The sequence below is a fragment of the Achromobacter sp. K91 genome (genome assembly GCF_003576205.1).
Taxonomy (GTDB): Bacteria; Pseudomonadota; Gammaproteobacteria; order Burkholderiales; family Burkholderiaceae_B; genus Achromobacter; species Achromobacter aegrifaciens.
On the sequence record NZ_QWFB01000025.1, the window covers coordinates 72,051 to 92,389 of the forward strand.

The 20,339-nt window shown below is 67.3% G+C and carries 19 protein-coding genes; 14 read left to right on the plus strand and 5 right to left on the minus strand.

All coding sequences use genetic code 11. The features are described 5' to 3' along the window. Window positions 1-2: 2 nt before the first annotated feature. The 13 genes from DXK93_RS07025 to DXK93_RS07085 all read left to right on the plus strand — a co-directional run bounded on the left by DXK93_RS07025 (window position 3) and on the right by DXK93_RS07085 (window position 15,196). Complete coding sequence (locus DXK93_RS07025; RefSeq protein ID WP_119449701.1) at window positions 3-1,547, plus strand: indolepyruvate oxidoreductase subunit beta family protein; 1,545 nt, start codon at window positions 3-5, stop codon at window positions 1,545-1,547. A gap of 26 nt (window positions 1,548-1,573) precedes the next feature. Beyond that, complete coding sequence (locus DXK93_RS07030) at window positions 1,574-2,551, plus strand: PDR/VanB family oxidoreductase (protein WP_054457387.1); 978 nt, start codon at window positions 1,574-1,576, stop codon at window positions 2,549-2,551. A gap of 23 nt (window positions 2,552-2,574) precedes the next feature. Continuing rightward, the gene (locus DXK93_RS07035; protein WP_054457389.1) at window positions 2,575-3,894 is read left to right on the plus strand and encodes an aromatic ring-hydroxylating dioxygenase subunit alpha; all 1,320 of its coding nucleotides are present in this window, start codon (window positions 2,575-2,577) and stop codon (window positions 3,892-3,894) included. Further along, window positions 3,891-4,382, plus strand: a complete 492-nt coding sequence (locus DXK93_RS07040) for an aromatic-ring-hydroxylating dioxygenase subunit beta (RefSeq protein WP_054457391.1) — start codon at window positions 3,891-3,893, stop codon at window positions 4,380-4,382. The genes DXK93_RS07035 and DXK93_RS07040 overlap by 4 nt, the downstream gene beginning before the upstream one ends. A 9-nt stretch (window positions 4,383-4,391) precedes the next feature. After that, window positions 4,392-6,026: an AMP-binding protein gene (locus DXK93_RS07045; protein WP_119449702.1), complete on the plus strand. Its 1,635-nt coding sequence runs from the start codon at window positions 4,392-4,394 to the stop codon at window positions 6,024-6,026. After that, window positions 6,023-7,189 (plus strand): thiolase family protein, encoded by a 1,167-nt coding sequence (locus DXK93_RS07050; RefSeq protein WP_119449703.1) that lies wholly within the window; start codon window positions 6,023-6,025, stop codon window positions 7,187-7,189. The genes DXK93_RS07045 and DXK93_RS07050 overlap by 4 nt, the downstream gene beginning before the upstream one ends. Next, the gene (locus tag DXK93_RS07055) at window positions 7,186-8,427 is read left to right on the plus strand and encodes an SDR family NAD(P)-dependent oxidoreductase (protein WP_119449704.1); all 1,242 of its coding nucleotides are present in this window, start codon (window positions 7,186-7,188) and stop codon (window positions 8,425-8,427) included. The genes DXK93_RS07050 and DXK93_RS07055 overlap by 4 nt, the downstream gene beginning before the upstream one ends. A 43-nt stretch (window positions 8,428-8,470) precedes the next feature. Further along, window positions 8,471-9,256, plus strand: coding sequence for a cyclase family protein (locus tag DXK93_RS07060; RefSeq protein WP_054457398.1), 786 nt, complete (start codon window positions 8,471-8,473; stop codon window positions 9,254-9,256). 50 nt (window positions 9,257-9,306) lie between these two features. Beyond that, window positions 9,307-10,035 (plus strand): SDR family NAD(P)-dependent oxidoreductase, encoded by a 729-nt coding sequence (locus DXK93_RS07065; protein ID WP_059371593.1) that lies wholly within the window; start codon window positions 9,307-9,309, stop codon window positions 10,033-10,035. Between the two features lie 190 nt (window positions 10,036-10,225). Next, entirely contained in the window at window positions 10,226-11,377 is a 1,152-nt protein-coding gene (locus tag DXK93_RS07070; RefSeq protein WP_054457402.1) for an ABC transporter substrate-binding protein, read from the plus strand. A 239-nt stretch (window positions 11,378-11,616) separates the two neighbouring features. Continuing rightward, entirely contained in the window at window positions 11,617-12,657 is a 1,041-nt protein-coding gene (locus DXK93_RS07075; protein WP_119449705.1) for a branched-chain amino acid ABC transporter permease, read from the plus strand. Continuing rightward, entirely contained in the window at window positions 12,654-14,447 is a 1,794-nt protein-coding gene (locus tag DXK93_RS07080) for an ATP-binding cassette domain-containing protein (RefSeq protein WP_054457407.1), read from the plus strand. Before DXK93_RS07075 ends, DXK93_RS07080 begins: the two co-directional genes overlap by 4 nt. Continuing rightward, window positions 14,447-15,196: an ABC transporter ATP-binding protein gene (locus tag DXK93_RS07085; RefSeq protein WP_054457408.1), complete on the plus strand. Its 750-nt coding sequence runs from the start codon at window positions 14,447-14,449 to the stop codon at window positions 15,194-15,196. The genes DXK93_RS07080 and DXK93_RS07085 overlap by 1 nt, the downstream gene beginning before the upstream one ends. Before the next feature lie 44 nt (window positions 15,197-15,240). Here DXK93_RS07085 and DXK93_RS07090 read toward each other — a convergent pair whose 3' ends face one another. Continuing rightward, window positions 15,241-16,176, minus strand: coding sequence for a glycosyltransferase family A protein (locus DXK93_RS07090; protein WP_054457409.1), 936 nt, complete (start codon window positions 16,174-16,176; stop codon window positions 15,241-15,243). A 224-nt stretch (window positions 16,177-16,400) separates the two neighbouring features. Here DXK93_RS07090 and DXK93_RS07095 point away from each other — a divergent pair, with 224 nt between their 5' ends. Continuing rightward, window positions 16,401-17,369, plus strand: coding sequence for a LysR family transcriptional regulator (locus tag DXK93_RS07095; protein ID WP_119449706.1), 969 nt, complete (start codon window positions 16,401-16,403; stop codon window positions 17,367-17,369). Window positions 17,370-17,460: 91 nt separating this feature from the next. Here the strand turns inward: DXK93_RS07095 and DXK93_RS32490 are convergent, their stop codons facing one another. The 4 genes from DXK93_RS32490 to DXK93_RS07110 all read right to left on the minus strand — a co-directional run bounded on the left by DXK93_RS32490 (window position 17,461) and on the right by DXK93_RS07110 (window position 20,201). Continuing rightward, a complete protein-coding gene (locus DXK93_RS32490) occupies window positions 17,461-17,589 on the minus strand; it encodes a hypothetical protein (protein ID WP_255423380.1) in 129 nt (42 codons plus the stop codon). 228 nt (window positions 17,590-17,817) lie between these two features. After that, window positions 17,818-18,750, minus strand: a complete 933-nt coding sequence (locus DXK93_RS07100) for a sugar kinase (protein WP_119449707.1) — start codon at window positions 18,748-18,750, stop codon at window positions 17,818-17,820. Further along, complete coding sequence (locus DXK93_RS07105; protein ID WP_119449708.1) at window positions 18,743-19,393, minus strand: bifunctional 4-hydroxy-2-oxoglutarate aldolase/2-dehydro-3-deoxy-phosphogluconate aldolase; 651 nt, start codon at window positions 19,391-19,393, stop codon at window positions 18,743-18,745. The genes DXK93_RS07100 and DXK93_RS07105 overlap by 8 nt, the downstream gene beginning before the upstream one ends. Window positions 19,394-19,415: 22 nt before the next feature. Next, window positions 19,416-20,201 carry an IclR family transcriptional regulator gene (locus DXK93_RS07110; protein ID WP_119449709.1) on the minus strand — a complete coding sequence of 262 codons (786 nt, stop codon included), beginning with the start codon at window positions 20,199-20,201 and terminating at the stop codon, window positions 19,416-19,418. Window positions 20,202-20,339 lie beyond the last annotated feature (138 nt).

A 20,339-nucleotide genomic window follows, 5' to 3' on the forward strand; every position in this document is an offset into this window, starting at 1 on the left:
CCATGAACCCGGCCGCTATGCAACAAGCCAATCCGATCAAGATCGCCATCCTGGCCATGGGCGGCCAAGGCGGCGGCGTGCTGGCCGACTGGATCGTCGACATGGCCGAGCACGCCGGCTGGTGGGCCCAGACCACCTCGGTGCCAGGCGTGGCCCAGCGCACCGGCGCCACCATCTATTACCTGGAACTGCTGCCCGAAGCCGAAGTGCAACGCGCCGGCCGCCAGCCCGCGCTGGCGCTGATGCCCACCCCGGGCGACGTGGACCTTGTGGTCGCCGCCGAATTGATGGAAGGCGGGCGCGCCATCCAGCGCGGACTGGTCACGCCGGAACGCACGGTGCTGCTCACTTCGTCGCATCGCAGCTACGCGGTCAGCGAAAAATCCGCGCCCGGCAACGGCATCGCCGATCCCAACAAGGTGCTGGAGGCGGGCCGCGCCGCGGCCAAGCGCTTCCTCTGCTTCGACCTGCAAGACCTGGCCGACCGCGCCGGCAGCGTCATCAGCGCCAGCCTGTTCGGTGCGGTAGCCGGCAGCGGCGCCCTGCCGTTCTCGCGCGACGATTTCGAAGCCACGGTGCGGCGCGCCGGCCTGGGCGTGGAAGCCAGCCTGCGCGCCTTCGCGCTGGGCTACGAATCCGCCGACCAGGCGCCCGCGCAACCCGCACCCATCGACCTGGCCCGGCCGGTGCCCGCCGTGCCGGAACGCGCCGCCAGCGCCAAGGCCCAAGCCCTGCTGGATATGATCAAACGCGACTTTCCCGCCTGTGCCCAGCCCATGCTGGCCGCGGGCACGCGCCGCCAGATCGAATTCCAGGATCTGGCCTACGCCACCGAATACCTGCGCCACATGAAGGCCATCCGCGACCTGGACGCCGCCCATGGCGGCGAGGCCCGGCAATGGGCGCTGACCTGTGCCGCCGCGCGCTACGTGGCCACGGCCATGGCCTACGACGACGTGATCCGTGTCGCCGACCTGAAGACCCGCGCCACGCGTTTCGACCGCGTGCGCCAGGAAGTGGGCGCGCGCCCGGACCAGCTGGTCTACACCACCGAATTCATGCATCCGCGCCTGGAGGAGATCTGCGGCACCTTGCCCGCCGGGCTGGGCCGCTGGCTCGAAAACTCCAAGTCGTTCGGCGGCTTCGTCGAACGCCGCCTGGGCCACGGCCGTCGCATGCAGAGCGGCACGCTGGGCGGTTTCCTGATGCTGTACACGCTGGCCGGCATGCGACGCTTCCGCCGCAGCACGCTGCGCCATCAGGCCGAGGCCGCCGGCCTCGCGCAATGGCTGGACCTGATCACCCGGCTGGTCCCGCGCGACTACGCGCTGGCCGTCGAAACCGTCAATTGCCGCCGCCTGGTCAAAGGCTATAGCGACACCCACGTGCGCGGCGGCGGCAAGTACCGCCAGCTGATCGCGGCGGCAGAGCAACTGGCCGGCCGGCCCGACGCCGCCGAAACGCTGCGCTCGCTGCGAGAGACCGCGCTGGCCAACGAGAAATGCGGCCCCATGGAACGCCAGCTGGCTGAAAAGCTGGCGGCCTGAGACAAGCAAAGATAGGGACAAACGCCGTGCAGACACTGAAACTCATCGTCCGGGAAGTCCGGCAGGAATCGCCGCTGATCCGCTCGTTCCGGCTGGCGCGCGAAGACGCCGGCCCCCTGCCTGCCTTCGGACCGGGCGCGCACCTGAAGGTGACGGTGCCGGGCCTGCGCGAGCCGCGCTGCTATTCGCTGGTGCAGTTGGCGCCGGAAGCCGGCAAGTTCGCGCAGCCCGCGGAGTACCGGCTCGGCGTGCGCCTGGAGGAAACCAGCCAGGGCGGATCGCGCCACATGCATGCGCTGGCCGAGGGCGACACGCTCGATGTCGAAGGCCCGAAGAATGATTTCCCGCTGCACGAATCGCCTGCCGGCGACGAACCCGTCGTGCTGATCGCGGGCGGCATCGGCATCACGCCGGTGGCATCCATGGCCGCGGCGCTCAAGGCCGCGGGACGCGCCTTCCATCTGCATTACTGCGGCCGCAGCAAGGACCAGCTGGCCTTCCTGCCCGAACTGCAGGCCCTGGCCGGCGACGACCTGAGCCTGCACGCGGACGACGATCCGTCCTGCCGCTTCGACCTGCAGGCGCTGCTGGACGCATCCTCGCCGCGCCAGCACCTGTATGTCTGCGGCCCCAAGGGCCTGATCGACGCAGTCATCCAGGGCGCGCACGCACGCCACTGGCCCGACGCCCACATCCATTTCGAACTTTTCGCCACCGCTGCACCGCAGGCCGGCGACCAGCCCTTCGAGGTCGAGCTGCGCCAGTCGGGCCGGGTGCTGACCATCCCCGCTGACAAGACCATCATCGACGTGATGGAAGAGGAAGGCTGCGACCCGATGTACGACTGCAAGCGCGGCGAATGCGGCGTCTGCCAGGCCACCGTGCTGGAAGGCGAACCCGACCACCGCGACTACTACCTCTCGGACACCGAGAAGGCCAGCGGCAAGATCATCCAGATCTGCATCTCGCGCGCGAAATCGGCGCGCCTGGTGCTGGACCTGTAGCCCCGACGCAAGGAAGCGCCCTCATGGCCAAATACCGCGACAACCCCGACGCCATCCGCGCCCTGCTGCGCGACACCGAGGTGCACAAGGATCTGTTCATCGACCAGGAGCTGTTCGAGCTGGAGATGGAACGCCTGTACGCCAACACCTGGGTCTACGTCGGCCACGACAGCCAGGTCCCCAACCCGGGCGACTACATCACCACCACAGTGGGCAACCAGCCCGTGGTGATGGTGCGCCACAGCGACCGCTCGGTGCGGGTGCTGCACAACCGCTGCCCGCACAAAGGCACCATGGTGGCGGGTGAAGCCTGCGGCAACACCGGCAAGTTCTTCCGTTGCCCCTACCACGCCTGGACCTTCAAGACCGACGGCAGCCTGCTGTCCATCCCGCTGAAAAAGGGCTACGAGAACACCGGCCTGGAAAACTGCGAAGCCAGCCAGGGCATGGCTGCCGTGAAGGACGTGAAGAACCATCGCGGCTTCGTGTTCTGCCGCCTGAACCCCGAGGGCCAGTCATTCGAGGATTTCTTCGGCGAATCGCTGTCCACCCTGGACAACATGGTCGACCGCTCGCCCGAGGGCCGGCTGGAAGTCGCCGGCGGCGTGCTGCGCTACATGCACCGCTGCAACTGGAAGATGCTGGTCGACAACCAGACCGACACCTGCCACCCGATGGTGGCGCATGAGTCCTCCGCAGGCACCGCCGTGAAGGTCTGGGAACAGGCGCCGGAAGGCACGCCCAAGCCCATGGCCGTCGAGTTGTTCGCCCCCTTCATCTCGCCTTACGAGTTCTTCGAGAACATGGGCATCCGCGTATGGGAGAACGGCCACGGCCATACCGGCGTGTCGGACTCCATCCATGCCTCGTACTCGGGCATTCCGGGCTACTGGGACTCCATGGTCGCGGCCTACGGCGAGGAACGCGCCAAGCAGATCCTGGGCGACGTGCGCCACAACACCGTGTACTTCCCCAACATCATGGTCAAGGGCCCGATCCAGACGCTGCGCGTCTTCAAGCCCATCGCAGCCGACCGCACGCTGGTGGAATCCTGGACCTTCCGCCTGGTGGGCGCGCCCGACCTGCTGCTGGAACGCACGCTCATGTACAACCGTCTCATCAACGCGCCGACCTCCGTGGTCGGGCACGACGACCTGGAAATGTACGAGCGCGCCCAGGACGGCCTGCAATCGCGGGCGCGGGACTGGGTCAACGTGGGCCGGCTGTACTCGCCCGACGAGGTCGGGCAAAAGAACGTCGCCACCAATGGCACCAATGAATGGCAGATGCGCAACCAGTACCGCGCATGGGGCCGCTACATGACCGGACCGGAGTCGGTATGAGCGCAAGCGACCGCGAGTTGATCGATTTTGTCTACGCCGAGGCGCGCATGCTGGACGAGCTGCGTTTCGAGGACTGGCTGAACCTGTACACCGAAGACGGCTACTACTGGATGCCGCTGGCCCATGGCCAGACCGATCCCAAGCTGCACGCCTCGCTCATGTACGAAGACAAGCTGCTGCTGCGCGTGCGCGTGGAGCGGCTGGCCGGCCAGCGCACGTTTTCGCAACAGCCCAAGAGCCGCTGCCACCACTTGCTGCAGGCGCCCACGGTGGAGCACGGCCATCCCGATGCCGCCCCCGCCGAAGGCCGCCACGTGGTACGCACCGCCTTCCATTACGTCGAGACGCGGCAGGACGCGCAGACGCTGTATGCAGGCTGGACCACCCACCACCTGGTGGAGCAGGACGGCGTCTTGCGCATCCGTCTCAAGCGCGTGGACCTCGTCAACTGCGACGCGGCCTTCGGCAATATCCAATTGTTCATGTAGGAGCGGCTTGTGAGCACCACGGTCCATCAGGCATTCCGCGACACCGCGGCCCGCTACGGCGCCCAGCCCTTCCTGTGCATCCTGCCGGAAACGGCCCAGGCCTATGGCATCGCCGCAGGCGAACTAAGCTACGCCCAGGCCGCCGAGTCCATCGAGGCCCTGCGCGCGGCCTATGCGCGCGCCGGCTACGGCCACGGCCACCGCGCCGGCCTGCTGCTGGAGAACCGCCCCGCGTTCTTCCTGCACTGGTTCGCGCTGAACGCCCTGGGCGTGTCGGTGGTGCCCATCAACCCCGATCTGCGCGCAGCGGAACTGGAATACCTGACGGGGCATTCCGAGATCGCTTTGGCCGTTGCCCTGCCCGAACGCCACGCCGACCTGCTGGCCGCGGCAGAACGCGCCGGCCGCGAACTGCGTGTGATGGGACCGGACGACACGCCGCCCGCCGCGCCCTTTGCGGCGCCGCTGGCGGGCAGCGAGCCCGATATCCTGACCGAATGCGCCCTGCTCTACACCTCCGGCACCACCGGACGACCCAAGGGCTGCATCCTGCCCAACCGCTATTTCCTGCATGCCGGCGGCTGGTACGCGCGCATCGGCGGCTTGTGCGAACTGCGCCCTGGCCAGGAACGCATGCTGACGCCGCTGCCCCTGGTCCACATGAACGCCATGGCGTACTCGGCCATGGCCATGCTCCTGACCGGCGGCTGCCTGATTCCGCTGGACCGCTTCCATCCCAAGACCTGGTGGGACAGCGTGCGCGATTCCGGCGCGACGGTGCTGCACTACCTGGGCGTCATGCCCGCCATCCTGATGAAGGCCGAACCGTCCGCACGGGATAAGCAGCCCGCCATCCGCTTCGGTTTCGGCGCGGGCGTGGACCGCAAGCTGCACCAGCCCTTTGAAGAACGCTTCGGCTTTCCGCTGCTGGAAGCCTGGGCCATGACCGAAACTGGCGCGGGCGCCGTCATCATCGCCAACCATGAGCCGCGCCACATCGGCAGCAGCTGCTTCGGCCGCGAGGAAGAAGACGTGCTGGTGCGCATCGTCGCTGATTCCGGCTTGGAAGCGGCCGCCGGCGAACCGGGCGAATTGCTGGTGCGCCACGCCGGCGATGACCCGCGCTACGGATTCTTCGCCGGCTACCTCAAGGACCAGGACGCGACCTCCCAGGCCTGGGAGGACGGCTGGTTCCATACCGGCGACATCGTGCGCCGCGACGCCGACGGCGCGCTGCGCTTCGTGGACCGCAAGAAGAACGTCATCCGCCGCAGCGGCGAGAACATCTCCGCAGTGGAAGTCGAAAGCGTGCTGCTGCAGCACCCGCTGGTGAAGGCCGTGGCGGTCGCCGCCGTGCCCGACGCCGTGCGCGGCGACGAAGTGCTGGCCTGCGTGGTGCCCGAAAGCCTGCCGGCCGAGGGCGTCGCAATGGCCGAGGCCGCCCGCAGCATCGTGCAATGGAGCCTGGAGCAGCTGGCCTATTACAAGGCCCCCGGCTACGTCGCCTTCGTCGACAGCCTGCCGCTGACCACCACCAACAAGATCCAGCGCGGCGAAATGAAAGCCCTGGCGCCCACGCTGCCCGGCACGGCCCGCTGCGTGGACACCGGCCACATGAAGAAGCGCCAGGAGCCCGCGCGATGAACCGCCTGGGCTATGACGGCGTGGTGGCGGCCCTGCCCGTCACGATTCCGTATGAACGCTATTCCACCCATGCGGCCCACTGGTGGCTGGGACGGGCGCTGGGCGCGCTGATCCGCCAGGCCGGTATCGCCAAGACCGAGGTGGACGGCCTCTGCGTGTCCAGCTTCACCCTGGCGCCCGACACCGCCGTCGGCCTGGTGCAGCACCTGGGCATGAGCCCGCGCTGGCTGGACCATATCCCCATGGGCGGCGCCAGCGGCGTGGCCGCCTTGCGCCGCGCGGCCCGCGCCGTGCAGGCCGGCGACGCCAGCATCGTGGCCTGCATCGCAGGCGACACCAACCACGTGGACTCGTTCCGCAACACGGTCAGCCAGTTCTCGCGCTTCGCGCAGGACGCGGTCTATCCCTATGGCGCAGGCGGCCCCAACGCCAGCTTCGCGCTGCTGACCGCCAACTACATGCGCGCGACCGGCGCCACCCGCGAGGACTTCGGCAAGCTTTGCGTGGCGCAGCGCGACAACGCCCTGCGCTATCCGCACGCGCTGATGAAGAAGCCGTTGACGCTCGCCCAGTACCTGGACGCCCGCGTCATCACCGACCCGATACACCTGTTCGATTGCGTGATGCCCTGCGCCGGCGCCGACGGCTTCCTGGTCATGAGCGAAGACCGGGCGCGCGCGCTGAACCTGCCCTACGCCCGCATCCTCTCCACCATCGAACGCCACAACGCCTGGATCGAGGACCCGATCCAGACCCGCGGCGGCTGGACCGTGGACCTGGACGAACTCTACGGCCAGGCCGGCGTCCAGCCCGACGACATGGATTTCCTGCAGGCCTACGACGACTATCCCGTCATCAACCTGATGCAGATCGAAGACCTGGGCTTCTGCCCGAAGGGCGCGGCCCCCGACTTCGTGCGCAACAACAGCTTCACCGTGGACGGCAGCTTTCCCTTCAATACCAACGGCGGCCAGTTGTCCGTGGGCCAGGCCGGCGCCGCCGGCGGCTATCTGGGCATGGTCGAAGCGCTGCGCCAGTTGAGCGGCACGGCCGGCGGCACGCAGGTGCCCGACGCCCGCCTCGGCATGGTGAGCGGCTTCGGCATGATCAATTACGACCGCGGGCTGTGCACGGCCGCGGCCATCCTGGGGAGCCACGCATGACCGAACCCTTGGCCAAGCCGCCCCGCAAGAACCCGATCGCCCGCACCCGCCAGCCGACGCTGCCGCCGGGCTGGCGCAGCCGCAGCGCGCTTGGGCTGACCGCCGCCGCAGCCGAGGGCCGCTTCGACCTGCAGACCTGCGCCGATTGCGGCACGGTCCAGTATCCGCCCCGCGAAGTCTGCGGCCATTGCCTGTCCGAGCATCTGCCCTGGCGGCCTGCCGATCCCGGCGGCGTGCTGCTGGTCAGCACCACCCTGCATCACAGCAACGACCTGTATTTCCGCGAACGCCTGCCCTGGCGCGTGGGCACGGTGCGCATGACTGCCGGCCCATCCGTGGTGGCGCATGTGCACCAGGACTGCGCCGACGGCGACCGCGTGCGCCTGGCGCTGAAGCTGGACCGCAGCGGCCAGGCCGTGATGATCGCCCTGCCTGAAAGGAATACGCCCAACATGGAAGACGACAAGACCCTGCGCGAAACCTCTTGCGATCCGAAGTTCCGCCGCGCGCTCGTCACCGACGGCAAGTCGGCGGTGGGCCAGGCCGTGGCGCGCGCCCTGCTGGACGCCGGCTGCCCGACCGTGTTCCTGGGCGACCCGCAAGCCTGGAAGCGCGACGCCGCCTATGAGACCCTGGCGGCAGACCCGCGGGTGCAGGCGGTGGTGCTGGACGTGACCGATACCGATTCAGTCGAGCGCGCCGCCGCCTCCATCGGCGGCAAGGTCGAGATCCTGGTGAACACCGCCGACCTGGAACGCGAAGGCGGGCTGCTGAACCGCAAGGACGTGAACACGGCGCGCGACGCCATGGACGTGAACGTGCTGGGGCTGATGCGCCTGGCGCAGAGCTTCGGCCCGGCCCTGTGCGGACGCGCGGCGGACGGCGTGAACAGCGCCACGGCCTGGGTCAACGTGCTGTCCATCTACGCCCACATGAACCTGCCGTCGCGCGGCATGTGGTCGGCGTCCAAGGCGGCTGCGCTGTCCCTGGCGCAATGCCTGCGCGCCGAGATGCGCGGCGCGGGCGTGCGGGTGGTGAACGTGTTCCCCGGGCCGGTGGATCACGAATGGGAGCAGCGCACGCCGCCCCCGCGCGTGGCGCCTGCCGCGATCGCGGCCGCCATCGTGCGCGCGCTCAAGGACGGCATCGAGGACGTCTACGTCGGCGATGTCGCGCAGGAATTCCGCGCCCGGCTGGCGGAAAACCCCAAGGGACTGGAACGGGAGCTGGGAGCCTGACGGCCCGCCGCCCCGACAACGTACGAACCTAGAGGAACAGCACATGAGCCAAAACATTCTTGCCCAATTCATGGCCGAACTGATGTCCGGCCGCATCCGCGTGGTGGACCTGACCGAAACGCTGACGCCGGAATTCCCGACCATCGTGCTGCCGCCGGAATTCGGCCAGGCCTGGCCGTTCCGCATCGAGGAAATCTCGCGCTACGACGAGCGCGGCCCCGCCTGGTACTGGAACAACTTCTCGTGCTCCGAACACACCGGCACCCACTTTGACGCGCCGGCCCATTGGGTCACGGGCAAGGACCAGCCCGACAACACCGTCGACACCATTCCGGTGGAAGCCTTCATCGCCAGCGCCTGCGTCATCGACTGCTCGGCCGAGTCGCGCGACAACCCCGATTTCCTGCTGACCATCGACTTCGTGAAGAAATGGGAAGAGCAGCATGGCCGCATTCCCGCGCGTTCCTGGGTGCTGATGCGCACCGACTGGTCCAAGCGCGCCAAGCCCGCCGATTACCTGAACCAGCAGGAAGACGGCGCGCACTCGCCCGGCCCGGACGCTGAAGTGGTGCCCTGGCTGATCAAGGAGCGCGACGTGCACGGTTTCGGCACCGAGTCGGTCGGCACCGACGCGGGCCAGGCGCAGCACCTGGATCCCCCCTATCCTTGCCACTACTACATGCATGGCAACAACCGCTACGGCCTGCAATGCATGACCAACCTGGACCAGCTGCCGCCCACCGGCGCGGTGATCTTCTCGGCGCCGCTCAAGATCCGCAGCGGCTCGGGCAGCCCGCTGCGCGTGCTGGCGCTGGCGCCCAAGGCCTGAGCAGGCCGCCCCAGAGCCGGCCTCACGACAACGACAACAGGGGGATACCCATGACGCACACCAACGTCGCCATCGTCACCGGCGGCAGCGCCGGCATCGGCGCCGAAATCTGCCGCAGCATGCTGGACGCGGGCTACGAAGTGATTTCCATGGCACGCCGCGCCGCCGACTTCAGCCACCCGCGCCTGCACAACGTGCAGGTGGACCTGCTGGACGCCGAGGCCACCGCGCAAGCGGGCGCCGAAGCCGCTGCCAGGTTCCCCATCAGCCACGTCATTCACAACGCCGGCGTCATCTGGCCCAACCTGCTGCCGCAGGTCACGCAGGAAGAACTGCACGGCCTGACCCAGATCCACCTGGGCGCGGCCATCAGCCTGGTGCAGGCCGCCCTGCCCGGCATGCAGGAGCGCAAGTTCGGCCGCATCGTGATGATGTCCTCGCGCGGCGCACTGGGCCTGCCGACCCGCACTGCCTATTCGGCCACCAAGGCCGGCATGGTGGGCATGGCGCGCACCTGGTCGCTGGAGCTGGCACCTTATGGCATCACGGTCAACGTGGTGGCTCCCGGTCCGATCCAGACCGACATGTTCTACGAGGTGATCGAGCCCGGCAGCGAGCGCGAAAAGCAGCTGGCGGCCGGCATACCGGTCAAGCGTCTGGGGCGTTCCGACGACGTGGCGCGCGCCGTCATGTTCTTCTCGGATCCCGCCAACAGCTTCGTCACCGGCCAGACGCTGTTCGTCTGCGGCGGCGCCAGCGTCAGCTCCATCACCATCTGAACACGCGTCGCGCGAGCCCGCTTCGGGTTTTGACGGATAGGTAAGCACTGCGGACCAGGTCTACAGTGCGAGCCTGCGCACAGAAAGTTTAAGCAACAAGTATTAAAGCAAACCAAGCAAGCACAGAAGTACCCGTTTTCTCCGTTTTCCAGCCGCACCCCCACCCTGCTCCCTATCCGGAGGTTTTGCCATGCTGTCGAAGAAACTCCCCCTGGCCGCTGCCGCCGCGGTAGCCGCGCTGTTCGCCCTGCCCGCCCTGGCCCAAGTCAAGGTCGGCGTCGTCACCTCATCCACCGGCCCGACGGCCCTGGTGGGGATTCCCCAGAAGAACACCGTGCCGCTGCTGCCGAAGAAAATCGGCGACCTGACCGTGGAATACATCTCGCTGGATGACGCCAGCGATTCCACCAACTCGGTGACGGCCTTCAAGAAGCTGATCTCGGAGCAGAACGTGGACGCGCTGATCGGCCCGTCGGGCTCGCCCAACGCCATGGGCGTGATCCAGTTCGCGGCGGAAGCCGGCGTGCCGATGCTGGCGCCCGTGGGCACCGCCGCCGTCGTGCTGCCCATGAACGACCAGAAGAAGTGGGTCTTCAAGACCACGCAGAACGACGACATCATTGCGCGCGCGCTGGTCGACCACATGGCCAAGACCGGCATCAAGACTGTCGGCTTCATCGGCCTGAACGATCCCTACGGCGAGAACTGGTACAAGGTCTTCTCGGGCATGGCCGCCGAAAAGGGCATCAAGATCGCCGCCAACGAACGCTACCTGCGCTTTGACAGCTCGGTCACGGGCCAGGCGCTGAAGATCCTGGCAGCCAAGCCGGACGCCGTGCTGGTGGCCGCCCCCGGCGCCGCCAGCGTGCTGCCCCAGACCACCCTGTTCGACCAGGGCTACAAGGGCAAGTTCTACCAGACCCACGGCGCGGCCCTGCCCGACTTCCTGAAGCTGGGCGGCAAGAAGGTCGAAGGCACGGTGCTGGCCGCCAGCCTGATGCTGGTGCTGCCGGAAATGCCGGACAGCAACCCGTCCAAGAAGGTCGCTTCGGACTACATCGCCGCCTACGAAAAGCTCAACGGCTCCAAGCCCGCCACCTTCGGCGCCAACGTCTATGACGCCGGCCTGCTGCTTGAGAAGGCCGTGCCGCTGGCGGAAAAGGCCGGCAAGCCGGGCACCAAGGAGTTCCGCAACGCGCTGCGCGATGCGCTGGAACAGACCAAGGAGCTGGTTGGCACGCAAGGCGTCTACAACATGACGGCCGCCGACCACAGCGGCTTTGACGACCGCGGCCGCGAGCTCATCACCGTCAAGGACGGCGCCTGGACATTGGTGAAATAGTCCCCCCCCGAAGCGCTGCGCGCTTCCCCCCCCAGGGGGGCATGCCTGCGGACCGGCAGAGCCCGGCTCCGCAAGGTGGACTCCCCCCGAAGCGCTCCGCGCTTCCCCCCAGGGGGCATGCCTGCGGACCGGCAAAGCCGGCTCCGCGGCATCCCGAGGATGCGCAGAGTTTGCTCCGTGGGCGCGCGGATGGGGAATGAGGTGCCTGGCGTGCTTGTCTGTCTTACCCGGAATTTCGCATGAATGCTCAGATTGCCCTGATACTCGGGCAGGACGGCATCACCAACGGCGCCATCTATGCGCTGCTGGCCTTGTCCATCCTGCTGGTCTTTACCGTCACCCGCGTGCTGTTCATCCCGCAAGGCGAGTTCGTCGCGTTCGGCGCGCTCACCATGGCCGCGTTGCAGGCCGGCAAGCCGGTGCTGCTGGTGTGGCTGCTGTTTGCCTTCGCGCTGGCCGAGGTCGGCGCCGATCTGCTGGCGCGGCGCAAGCGCCCCGGGCGCAACCGCGGCGTCTGGCGCATGGCGGTCAAGGTGGCCTATCCGCTGGTGCTGGCCGCGCTGTTCTACAACCTGCCGCTGGCCCAGCTGCCGATGGCGGCGCAGGCGCTGCTGACGCTGCTGCTGCTGGTGCCGATGGGACCGCAGCTGTACCGCTTGTTCTACCAGCCCATCGCGTCGGCCTCGACGCTGGTGCTGCTGATCGTCTCCATTGCCGTGCACCTGGCGCTGGTGGGCCTGGGGCTGCTGGCCTTCGGCGCGGAAGGCGCGCGCACGGCGCCCTTCAGCGACGCCAGCCTGGCGCTGGGGCCGTTGAACGTCAACAGCCAGGCGCTATGGGTGGTGGCGGTGTCGGCCTTGCTCATCGTCGTGCTCTACCAGTTCTTTGAACGCTCGATGTACGGCAAGGCCCTGCGCGCAGCCGCCTTCAACCGGCTGGGCGCGCGGCTGATGGGCATTTCGCCGATCTTCGCCGGCAAGGCCACGTTCTTCCTGGCCGCGCTGATCGGCACGGTGTCGGGCATCCTGATTGCGCCCATCACCACCATGTACTTCGACTCCGGCTTCATGGTCAGCCTGAAGGGCTTCGTGGGCGCCATCATCGGCGGCCTGGTGAGCTATCCGCTGGCCGCGGCCGGCGCCATCCTGGTCGGCCTGATCGAAGCCTTCTCCTCGTTCTGGGCCAGCGCCTACAAAGAAATCATTGTGTTCACGCTGATCATCCCCGTGCTGCTCTGGCGTTCACTGAAAAGCCATCACGTCGAGGAAGAAGACGAATGAACCCGCGCCACATCCTCTTCGCATTCCTGGCGCTGCTGGCCCTGGCGCCGCTGGCGCTGCCGCCGTTCTACGTCACCTTGCTGAACTACATCGGCCTGTACGCCATGGTGGCGCTGGGCCTGGTGCTGCTGACCGGCGTCGGCGGACTGACGAGTTTCGGGCAGGCCGCGTTCGTGGGCGTGGGCGCCTACACCACGGCGTTGCTGACCACCCGCGCGGACACGCTGCCGTCCTGGCTGGCATGGCTGGGCGCATCGCCCTGGCTGACCCTGCTGGCGGGGCTGTTGCTCACGCTGGTCATCGCTTACCTGCTGGGCGCGATCACGCTGAAGCTGTCGGGGCATTTCCTGCCACTGGGCACCATCGCCTGGGGCCTGTCGCTGTACTTCGTCTTCGGCTCGGTGGAGGGCCTGGGCGGCCACACCGGCATCCCGGACATTCCCGCCATCAACCTGTTCGGCTGGACGCTGAACCAGGGCGACAACATCTACTACCTGATCTGGGCCTTCCTGCTGGTGGCCGTATGGTCCACGCAGAACCTGCTGGATTCGCGCGAGGGCCGCGCCATCCGGGCGCTCAAGGGCGGCCGCGTGATGGCCGAATCGATGGGCGTGGATACTGCGCGCTCGCGCATGGTGATCTTCATCATCGCCGCGCTGCAGGCCTGCGCCTCGGGCTGGCTGTACGCGCACATGCAGCGCTTCGTGAACCCCAACCCCTTCGGCCTGCAGATGGGCATCGAGTACCTGTTCATGACCGTCATCGGCGGCGCGGGACAGGTCTGGGGCGCGCTGGTCGGCGCGGGCGTCTTCACCGTGCTCAAGCAATGGCTGCAGGACTGGATGCCCAAACTGCTGGGCCAGACCGGCAACTTCGAGGTGATCGTATTCGGCTTCGGCATGGTGCTGCTGCTGCACCGCGCCCGCAGCGGCCTGTGGCCGGTGCTGACGCGCTGCGTGCCGGTGAAGAAGCAACAGCGCAAGCTGGACATGAACGCCGAGCCGCTGCCGCGCAAGCCCATGCCGCCGCGCGGCGAGGTGGTGCTCAAGGCCGTGGACGTGACCCGCAAGTTCGGCGGCCTGGTCGCCAACAACGCCATGAACCTGGAAATCCGCGCCGGCGAAATCCTGGCGCTGATCGGGCCCAACGGCGCGGGCAAGAGCACCATGTTCAACCAGATCTCGGGCGTGGACACGCCGACTTCCGGCACGGTGACGCTGCTGGGCCATTCCGTGGCCGGCGTCGGCGCGCGCCGCATCGCGCGGCTGGGCCTGTCGCGCACCTTCCAGCACGTGCGCCTGCTGGGCCGCATGAGCGTGCTGGAGAACGTGGCCATCGGCGCGCATCTGCGCGGCCATCGCGGCGTGCTGCCTGCCGCCTGGCGGCTGGACCGCGCCGAGGAAGCGCGCCTGCTGGCCGAAGCCGCCCGCCAGGTCGAGCGCGTGGGCCTGGGCAAGCATCTGCACGACGAGGCCGGCTCGCTGGCCCTGGGACAGCAGCGCATCCTGGAAATCGCCCGCGCGCTGGCGTCCGACCCCTGCATCCTGCTGCTGGACGAGCCCGCCGCCGGCCTGCGCTACCAGGAAAAATGCGAGCTGGCCGAATTGCTGAAGAAGCTGCGCGCCGAAGGCATGGCCATCCTGCTGGTGGAGCACGACATGGACTTCGTGATGGGCTTGGTGGACCGCGTGGTGGTCATGGACTTCGGCGAAAAGATCGCCGAAGGCCTCCCCGCCGAGATCCAGAACAACCCCGCGGTGCTTGAAGCCTATCTGGGCGGAGTGGAATGATGAGCGCGAAACTGCTGGAAGTGCGCGACCTGCGCGTGGCCTACGACAAGGTCGAGGCCGTCTCGGGCGTCAGCCTGGAAGTAGGCGAAGGCCAGATCGTGACCGTGATCGGCCCCAACGGCGCCGGCAAGACCACCTTGCTGTCTGCCATCATGGGCGTGCTGCCGTCCAGCGGCCGGATCGTCTTTGGCGGCAAGGTCCAGGAGCATGCCGAGATCGAGGAAATGGTGGCGGCCGGCATGAACCTGGTGCCTGAGAAGCGCGAGCTGTTCGCCGAGATGACGGTGGAAGACAATCTGATGCTGGGCGCGTTCCACCGCTTCCGCAGCGGCCTGCGCGACCAGGACCAGACGTTGGCCGAGGTCTATGAACTGTTTCCGCGCTTGAAGGAGCGCCGCGCCCAGCTGTCCGGCACGCTATCCGGCGGCGAACGCCAGATGCTGGCGGTGGGCCGCGCGCTGATGGCCAAGCCCAAGCTGCTGATGCTGGACGAGCCCAGCCTGGGCCTGGCGCCGCGCATCGTGCGCGAAGTGTTCCGCATCGTCACGCGCTTGCGCGAGATGGGCGTGTCCATCCTGCTGATCGAACAGAACGCCCGCGCCGCGCTGCAGGTGGCGGACTATGCCTATGTGCTGGAAACAGGCGCCGTCACGCTGGAAGGCCCGGCCGCCCAGGTGGCGGAAGACCCGCGCGTGGTCGAGGTGTATCTGGGACTGGGGCACGGAGCCCCTGCCTCAACGCCCGCCTGAAACGCCGGCAGAAGCCTGCCAAGGGCCTGCCAGCTTGGCAGGCTTCAGGCCACGCCGCGGCGTCTGTCGCGGCGGTACATGGCATAGCCCAGCGGCCACAGGGCCGCGACCATGAACTTCGCCATGGGATTGGTCAGCTTGTAGGCTTGCACCGCCGTCGGCACGCCGGAATGCTTCAGATGCAGCCGAAAGCGCGTGTAGCGGATCGCGGCCATGATGAATTCGCGCGGCCGGTAGCGGAAGAATTCCAGGTGATGCTGCAACACGTCCCAGGCCAGCAGGTACAGGCCTTGGGCATTGTTGCCCACGGAAACCGCGCCCTGGCTCAGGCCGCCGGGCGTGTCGTGGTAAGTCCGCACCACGCGGTTGATGAAGCGGCTGAGATACCCCGCCCGCGCAATCGCCCACCACACCAGGCTTTCGGGCACAAAGCCCGCGACATCCTCGGGGAAGGGGTACTTCCTGAGAATGTCGGTGCGCATACAGCCGAATTTCTCGCCTTTGATGCGATAGCGGAAATAGACATCCACCGCCGTGCTGTCGAACACGTCCTGCGGATAGCGGTCGCCGACGATGCTGCCATCGGGACGCGCACACAGGCCCGTCACGGCCACGTAGGATTCGCGCCGCGCCGGCGGAATGCTGTCCCAGGCCTCCTTGAATGTGGCCAGGGCATCGGGCGGCATTTCGTCGTCGCTGTCCAGCGCGACGATGAGTTCGCCGCGCGCCTCGCGCACGCCACGGTTGAAGGCGGTTTTCTTGTGGCGGTTGTTCTGCCAGAAATAACGGATGGGAAAATCGGCGCGCGCCTGCCAGTCCAGGATCGATTCGTGGGTGTTGTCGGTGGAACCGTCGTCCACCACGACCCATTCGAAATCCCGGAAAGTCTGCCGGGAAAGGGATTCATATACCCGGTGCAGCGTGCCCGCCCGATTGTAGGTGGGCGTTAAAACAGTGAATAAAGTTGGTGTGTCGGTCATGCCCACTGAGCCCCTTTGCGATGCGTCGAGCAAGCGCTGCGGTCTTGGTTTTGGTGTTTTCGCCTGAAGTTTAGGGGATATGCTCGCGCGTACCGGCCCCGTCGGCCTCAAATTTGCAATCAAATCTGACAAAAACTGCAATTCGCGGGACTTCGCGAAGCCGTAGTTGCCTTGGGACGCACTCCGTAGTGGCGTACACTCGGGCGGCCAAAATCGGAATGCCTATGGAAGCTTCGACCGTCCAGCTCAATGACATCGCCTTGTTCGTGGAGGTTGCCAAGCGCAAGAGCTTCAGCCTGGCGGCGCGCGCGCTGAACATGCCGACCTCGACTTTATCGCGCCGCATCAACGAGTTGGAGCGCGCCATCGGCCTGCGGTTGATCAACCGCAACACGCGCCGCCTCGACCTCACCGAAGCCGGCGCGGCCTATATGCGGCGCTGCCAGGGCCTGATCGACGAAGCCAGGTTGGCGCACGAGCAGCTGCAATCCCTGTCCGGCGGCCCGTCCGGCAACCTCCGGGTATCCATGCCCTACAGCCTGGCGATCTGGCTGTTGCCAGAAACCATCAATGATTTCACCGACCGCTATCCGGAAGTGGAATGCGAGTTCGACCTGAGCATGATGACGGCCTCCGACGCGCAAGGCACGCCGTTCGACATCGTGCTGCGCTTTGGCAGCAATGCGGATTACCCGCTGGCGTCGGCCAGCGCCGCCGATCTGAATGGCAACCGGGGCATGCACAGCGGGGCGGTCGTGCAGGAGCTGGTCTCCCTGAACAACTACCTGTATGCCTCCGACCGCTACCTGGAACGCTACGGCGAGCCCAAGACGCCGGCGGATCTCACCCAGCACCAGTGCCTGCGCACCACCATCGACGAGGCGCATTCGCACTGGACGCTGCGCCGCGGCGCGGTCAGCGAACGCGTGCCGGTCAGCGGCCACCTGGCGGCCAACAACATGAGCATCGCGGGCACCCTGGCGGGCCTGGATCTGGCGATCACGCGCATGCCGCATTGCCTGGCGCTGGAGCCCATCATCAAGCGCAATTCGCTCAAGCGGGTGCTGCCAGGTTGGTCGGTGGATCCGATCTCGATCTACGTGGTGTATCCGTCCAGCATCCAGCCGGCCAAGACCCGGGCCTTCATGGACTTCATCCGGCCCAAGCTCGGTCCGCCCCAAGACAAGAAATAGGCTGGCCCCCGCAGGACAAAAAAAAACCGCTCGGCGCACCGAGCGGTTTTTTTTGATCTGGCCGAGCCTGGGCTGCGGCCGGACGCGTCACTTAGACGCGCTTGATCTTTTCCAGCATCTTGAAAACGCCCTTGGGCGACGTGACGAACAAGCGCTTGAAAGCCTTGCCCAGGCAACGACGTTCCAGGGTGTTGCGACGCACGCGTTTGCGTTCAGCCATGTTGATTCTCCTGTTGAATTTGCGGAAATGTTGCCCGCACAACCGGAAACTGGGCTGGCGGAAAATTCGGGTAACTTGGCATTTTAGCCTGAAATGCCCTGACGGCGCCAGCGACGCAAAAATGCGGTGTTTCCGCCACGTTCGCGCCTGAAGCACTCAAATGCGGGACGGAACGCCGCCCGGTCAGCCGGAATAGGCGCCCGCACCCGTCCAGGCCCCCTCCTGCAATCAGCCGGAAAGGCTCTTCAGCCGCTCCAGCACCTGTTCCTTGCGCGGCAGCGGATCCACCGCGCCATAGCCCAGCGTGGACAAGGCCGCCGCGGCATTGGCGTAACGCACGGCGTCTTCCCAGGAGTCTCCCAGGCAACGGCGCGCCAACAGGCTGCCGGCGAAGCAGTCGCCCGCGCCGGTCGCGTCCACCGCATCCACGCGCAAGGCGGCCACGGGTACGCGGCGCTCGCCGTCGTCAATGATGGAGCCGTCCTTGCCCAGCTTCAGCACCACCACGCCGGTGGCGCCGGCATCGCGGATCCAGTCCAGCGTGCGTTCCGGATCGTCGTTGCCAGTGAGATGCTGCATATCGTCCATGCTGGGCAGGAACAGGTCGGCCGTGCGCATGGTTTCGCGCAGCACGGCGCGGGCGCGGTCCACCGGCCACAGGCGCAGCCGCAAGTTCGAATCCAGGCTGACCTGGACGCCGGCCGCGTGCGCGCGCTCGATGGCGGCGAACACGGTGTCGCAGGCGCTGGTGCTGATCGCCAGGCTGATGCCCGACACGTGCAGGTAGCGGGCGCGTTCGATCAGGCCCGAGTCCAGGCTGGCCGGCGTCATCAGGCTGGCGGCCGAGCCGCGGCGCAGGTAACTGAAGGCATGGCCGTCGGGGCCGTGCTGCACGAAGTACAAGCCGGTGTGGGCCTGCTCATCCACCTGCACGCCGGAGGTATCCACGCCTTCGGCGCGCCACAAGTCCAGGAACTGCTGGCCAAAGGCGTCGTTGCCGACACGCGTCAGATAGGCGCAGCTTGCGCCCTGCCGCGCGGCTGCGATGACGGCGTTGGAGGTGTCGCCGCCAAAGCCCTGCAGATACTGGCGCTGGTCCTGATGCGTCTGGTTCAGTTCGACCAGCGGCTCGCCCAACGCGACGATATCGAAATCAGCCATGGGCGGCCTCCCGGGTGCGAACGATCTGCGCCACCAGCGCGGCGGTGTCGCGGGCAGCGAAGGCCGCCTTGTCATAGAGGTTGCTGCCGATGCCGACGATGGCGGCGCCGGCGGCGAAGTACGAGCCCATGTTGTCCTGGGTGACGCCGCCCGTGGGGCAGAAAATGGTATCCGGATACACCGACTTGAGCGCGGCCAGGTGCTTGGGGCCGCCGGTGTCTGCGGGGAATATCTTCACCACGTCCACGCCCGCGCGGCGCGCCGCCAGCACTTCGGTGGGGGTATAGGCGCCCAGCAGGCAGAGCGCGTCGGCCGCATGCGCCAGGTCGACGATGTCGGTGGCCAGCGCCGGCGACACGAGGAAGTCCGCGCCCGCGACCAAGGCCTCGCGCGCCTGGTGCTCGTCCAGCACCGTGCCCACGCCCAGCAGCAGCGCGCTGCCGTGCTTGTCGCGCAGCGCCCGCAGCAGGTCGGTGACGCCGGGGATGGTCCAGGTCAGTTCCAGCGTGGTGCAGCCGGCGGCCACCGCAACTTCGGCCGCATAGGCGGCGGTGGCGGCGTCCGTGTAGCGCAGCACGGGGACGACCCGGGAGGCCAGGAGGGTGGAGAGCTTGGAGGCAAGAGGGGCAGCGGTTGCGGTCATGGCATTCCTTGGGGGCAGACGGTCAGGCGCCGCCGGGCGATACCGGCAGGACGGCGAGTTTGGCCGCGGCGGCATCGCGCAGCCGCAGCAAGGGTTCGATATAGGCGGCTTGCGGGTCTTCGCGCCGCCGGAACAGCAGGGTACTGACGCTGACGCCCGCGACGGGCCGTCCGGCCGCGTCGCACAAGGCTACGCCGTAGCAGACGATGCCAGCTTCGTTTTCCTCGTCGTCCGTGGCGTAGCCGCGGGCGGCGGCCGCGTCCAGCACGGCGCGCAGTTCGGGCAGGCTGGTCACGGTGCCGGGCATGCGGGCAGTCAGCGGCAATTCGCGCAAGAGGCGTTCCCGCGAGGCTGGATCCAGCGCCGCCAGGTAAGCCTTGCCGACCGCGCTGGAATGCAGCGCCACGCCGGCCCCGACGCGCGAGGCCATGCGCACCGGCCCGGGGCTTTCCAGCTTGTCGATATAGGTCATCTCGTGTCCGGCAGGCACGGCCAGGTGCACGGTTTCGCCGGTTTCATCGCGCAAGGCCTGCAGGTCGGGCGCCAGCGCCGCGCGCAGGTCGAACTGCGACCAGGCCCGGCTGGCCAGCGACATCAGGCGCGGCCCCAGGCGGTAGGCGCCGCCGGTTTCGGCCACCATGCCTTGTTCGGCCAGCGCCGCGACGATGCGGTAGACGGTGGGCCGGGGATAGCCGCAGCTGCGCGCCAACGACGCGGCCGTGGGCGGCTGGGGCGCATCCGCCACCGCCTGCAGCACCGTCATGAATTTGGCGAACGCCGCGGCGCCCGGGACCTTGGTTTCCAGCAAGTTTGTCTCCAGCTAATGGCCATATGCCTTTAGCAGTGAATCTGCAGAACGTGCAACGCCGACAGCGCGAATTTCAGACGAATCTGCGATACTGTTTATTTGTACAGCTAGTGAGTTCTTGTTTTGTCCATATATTGG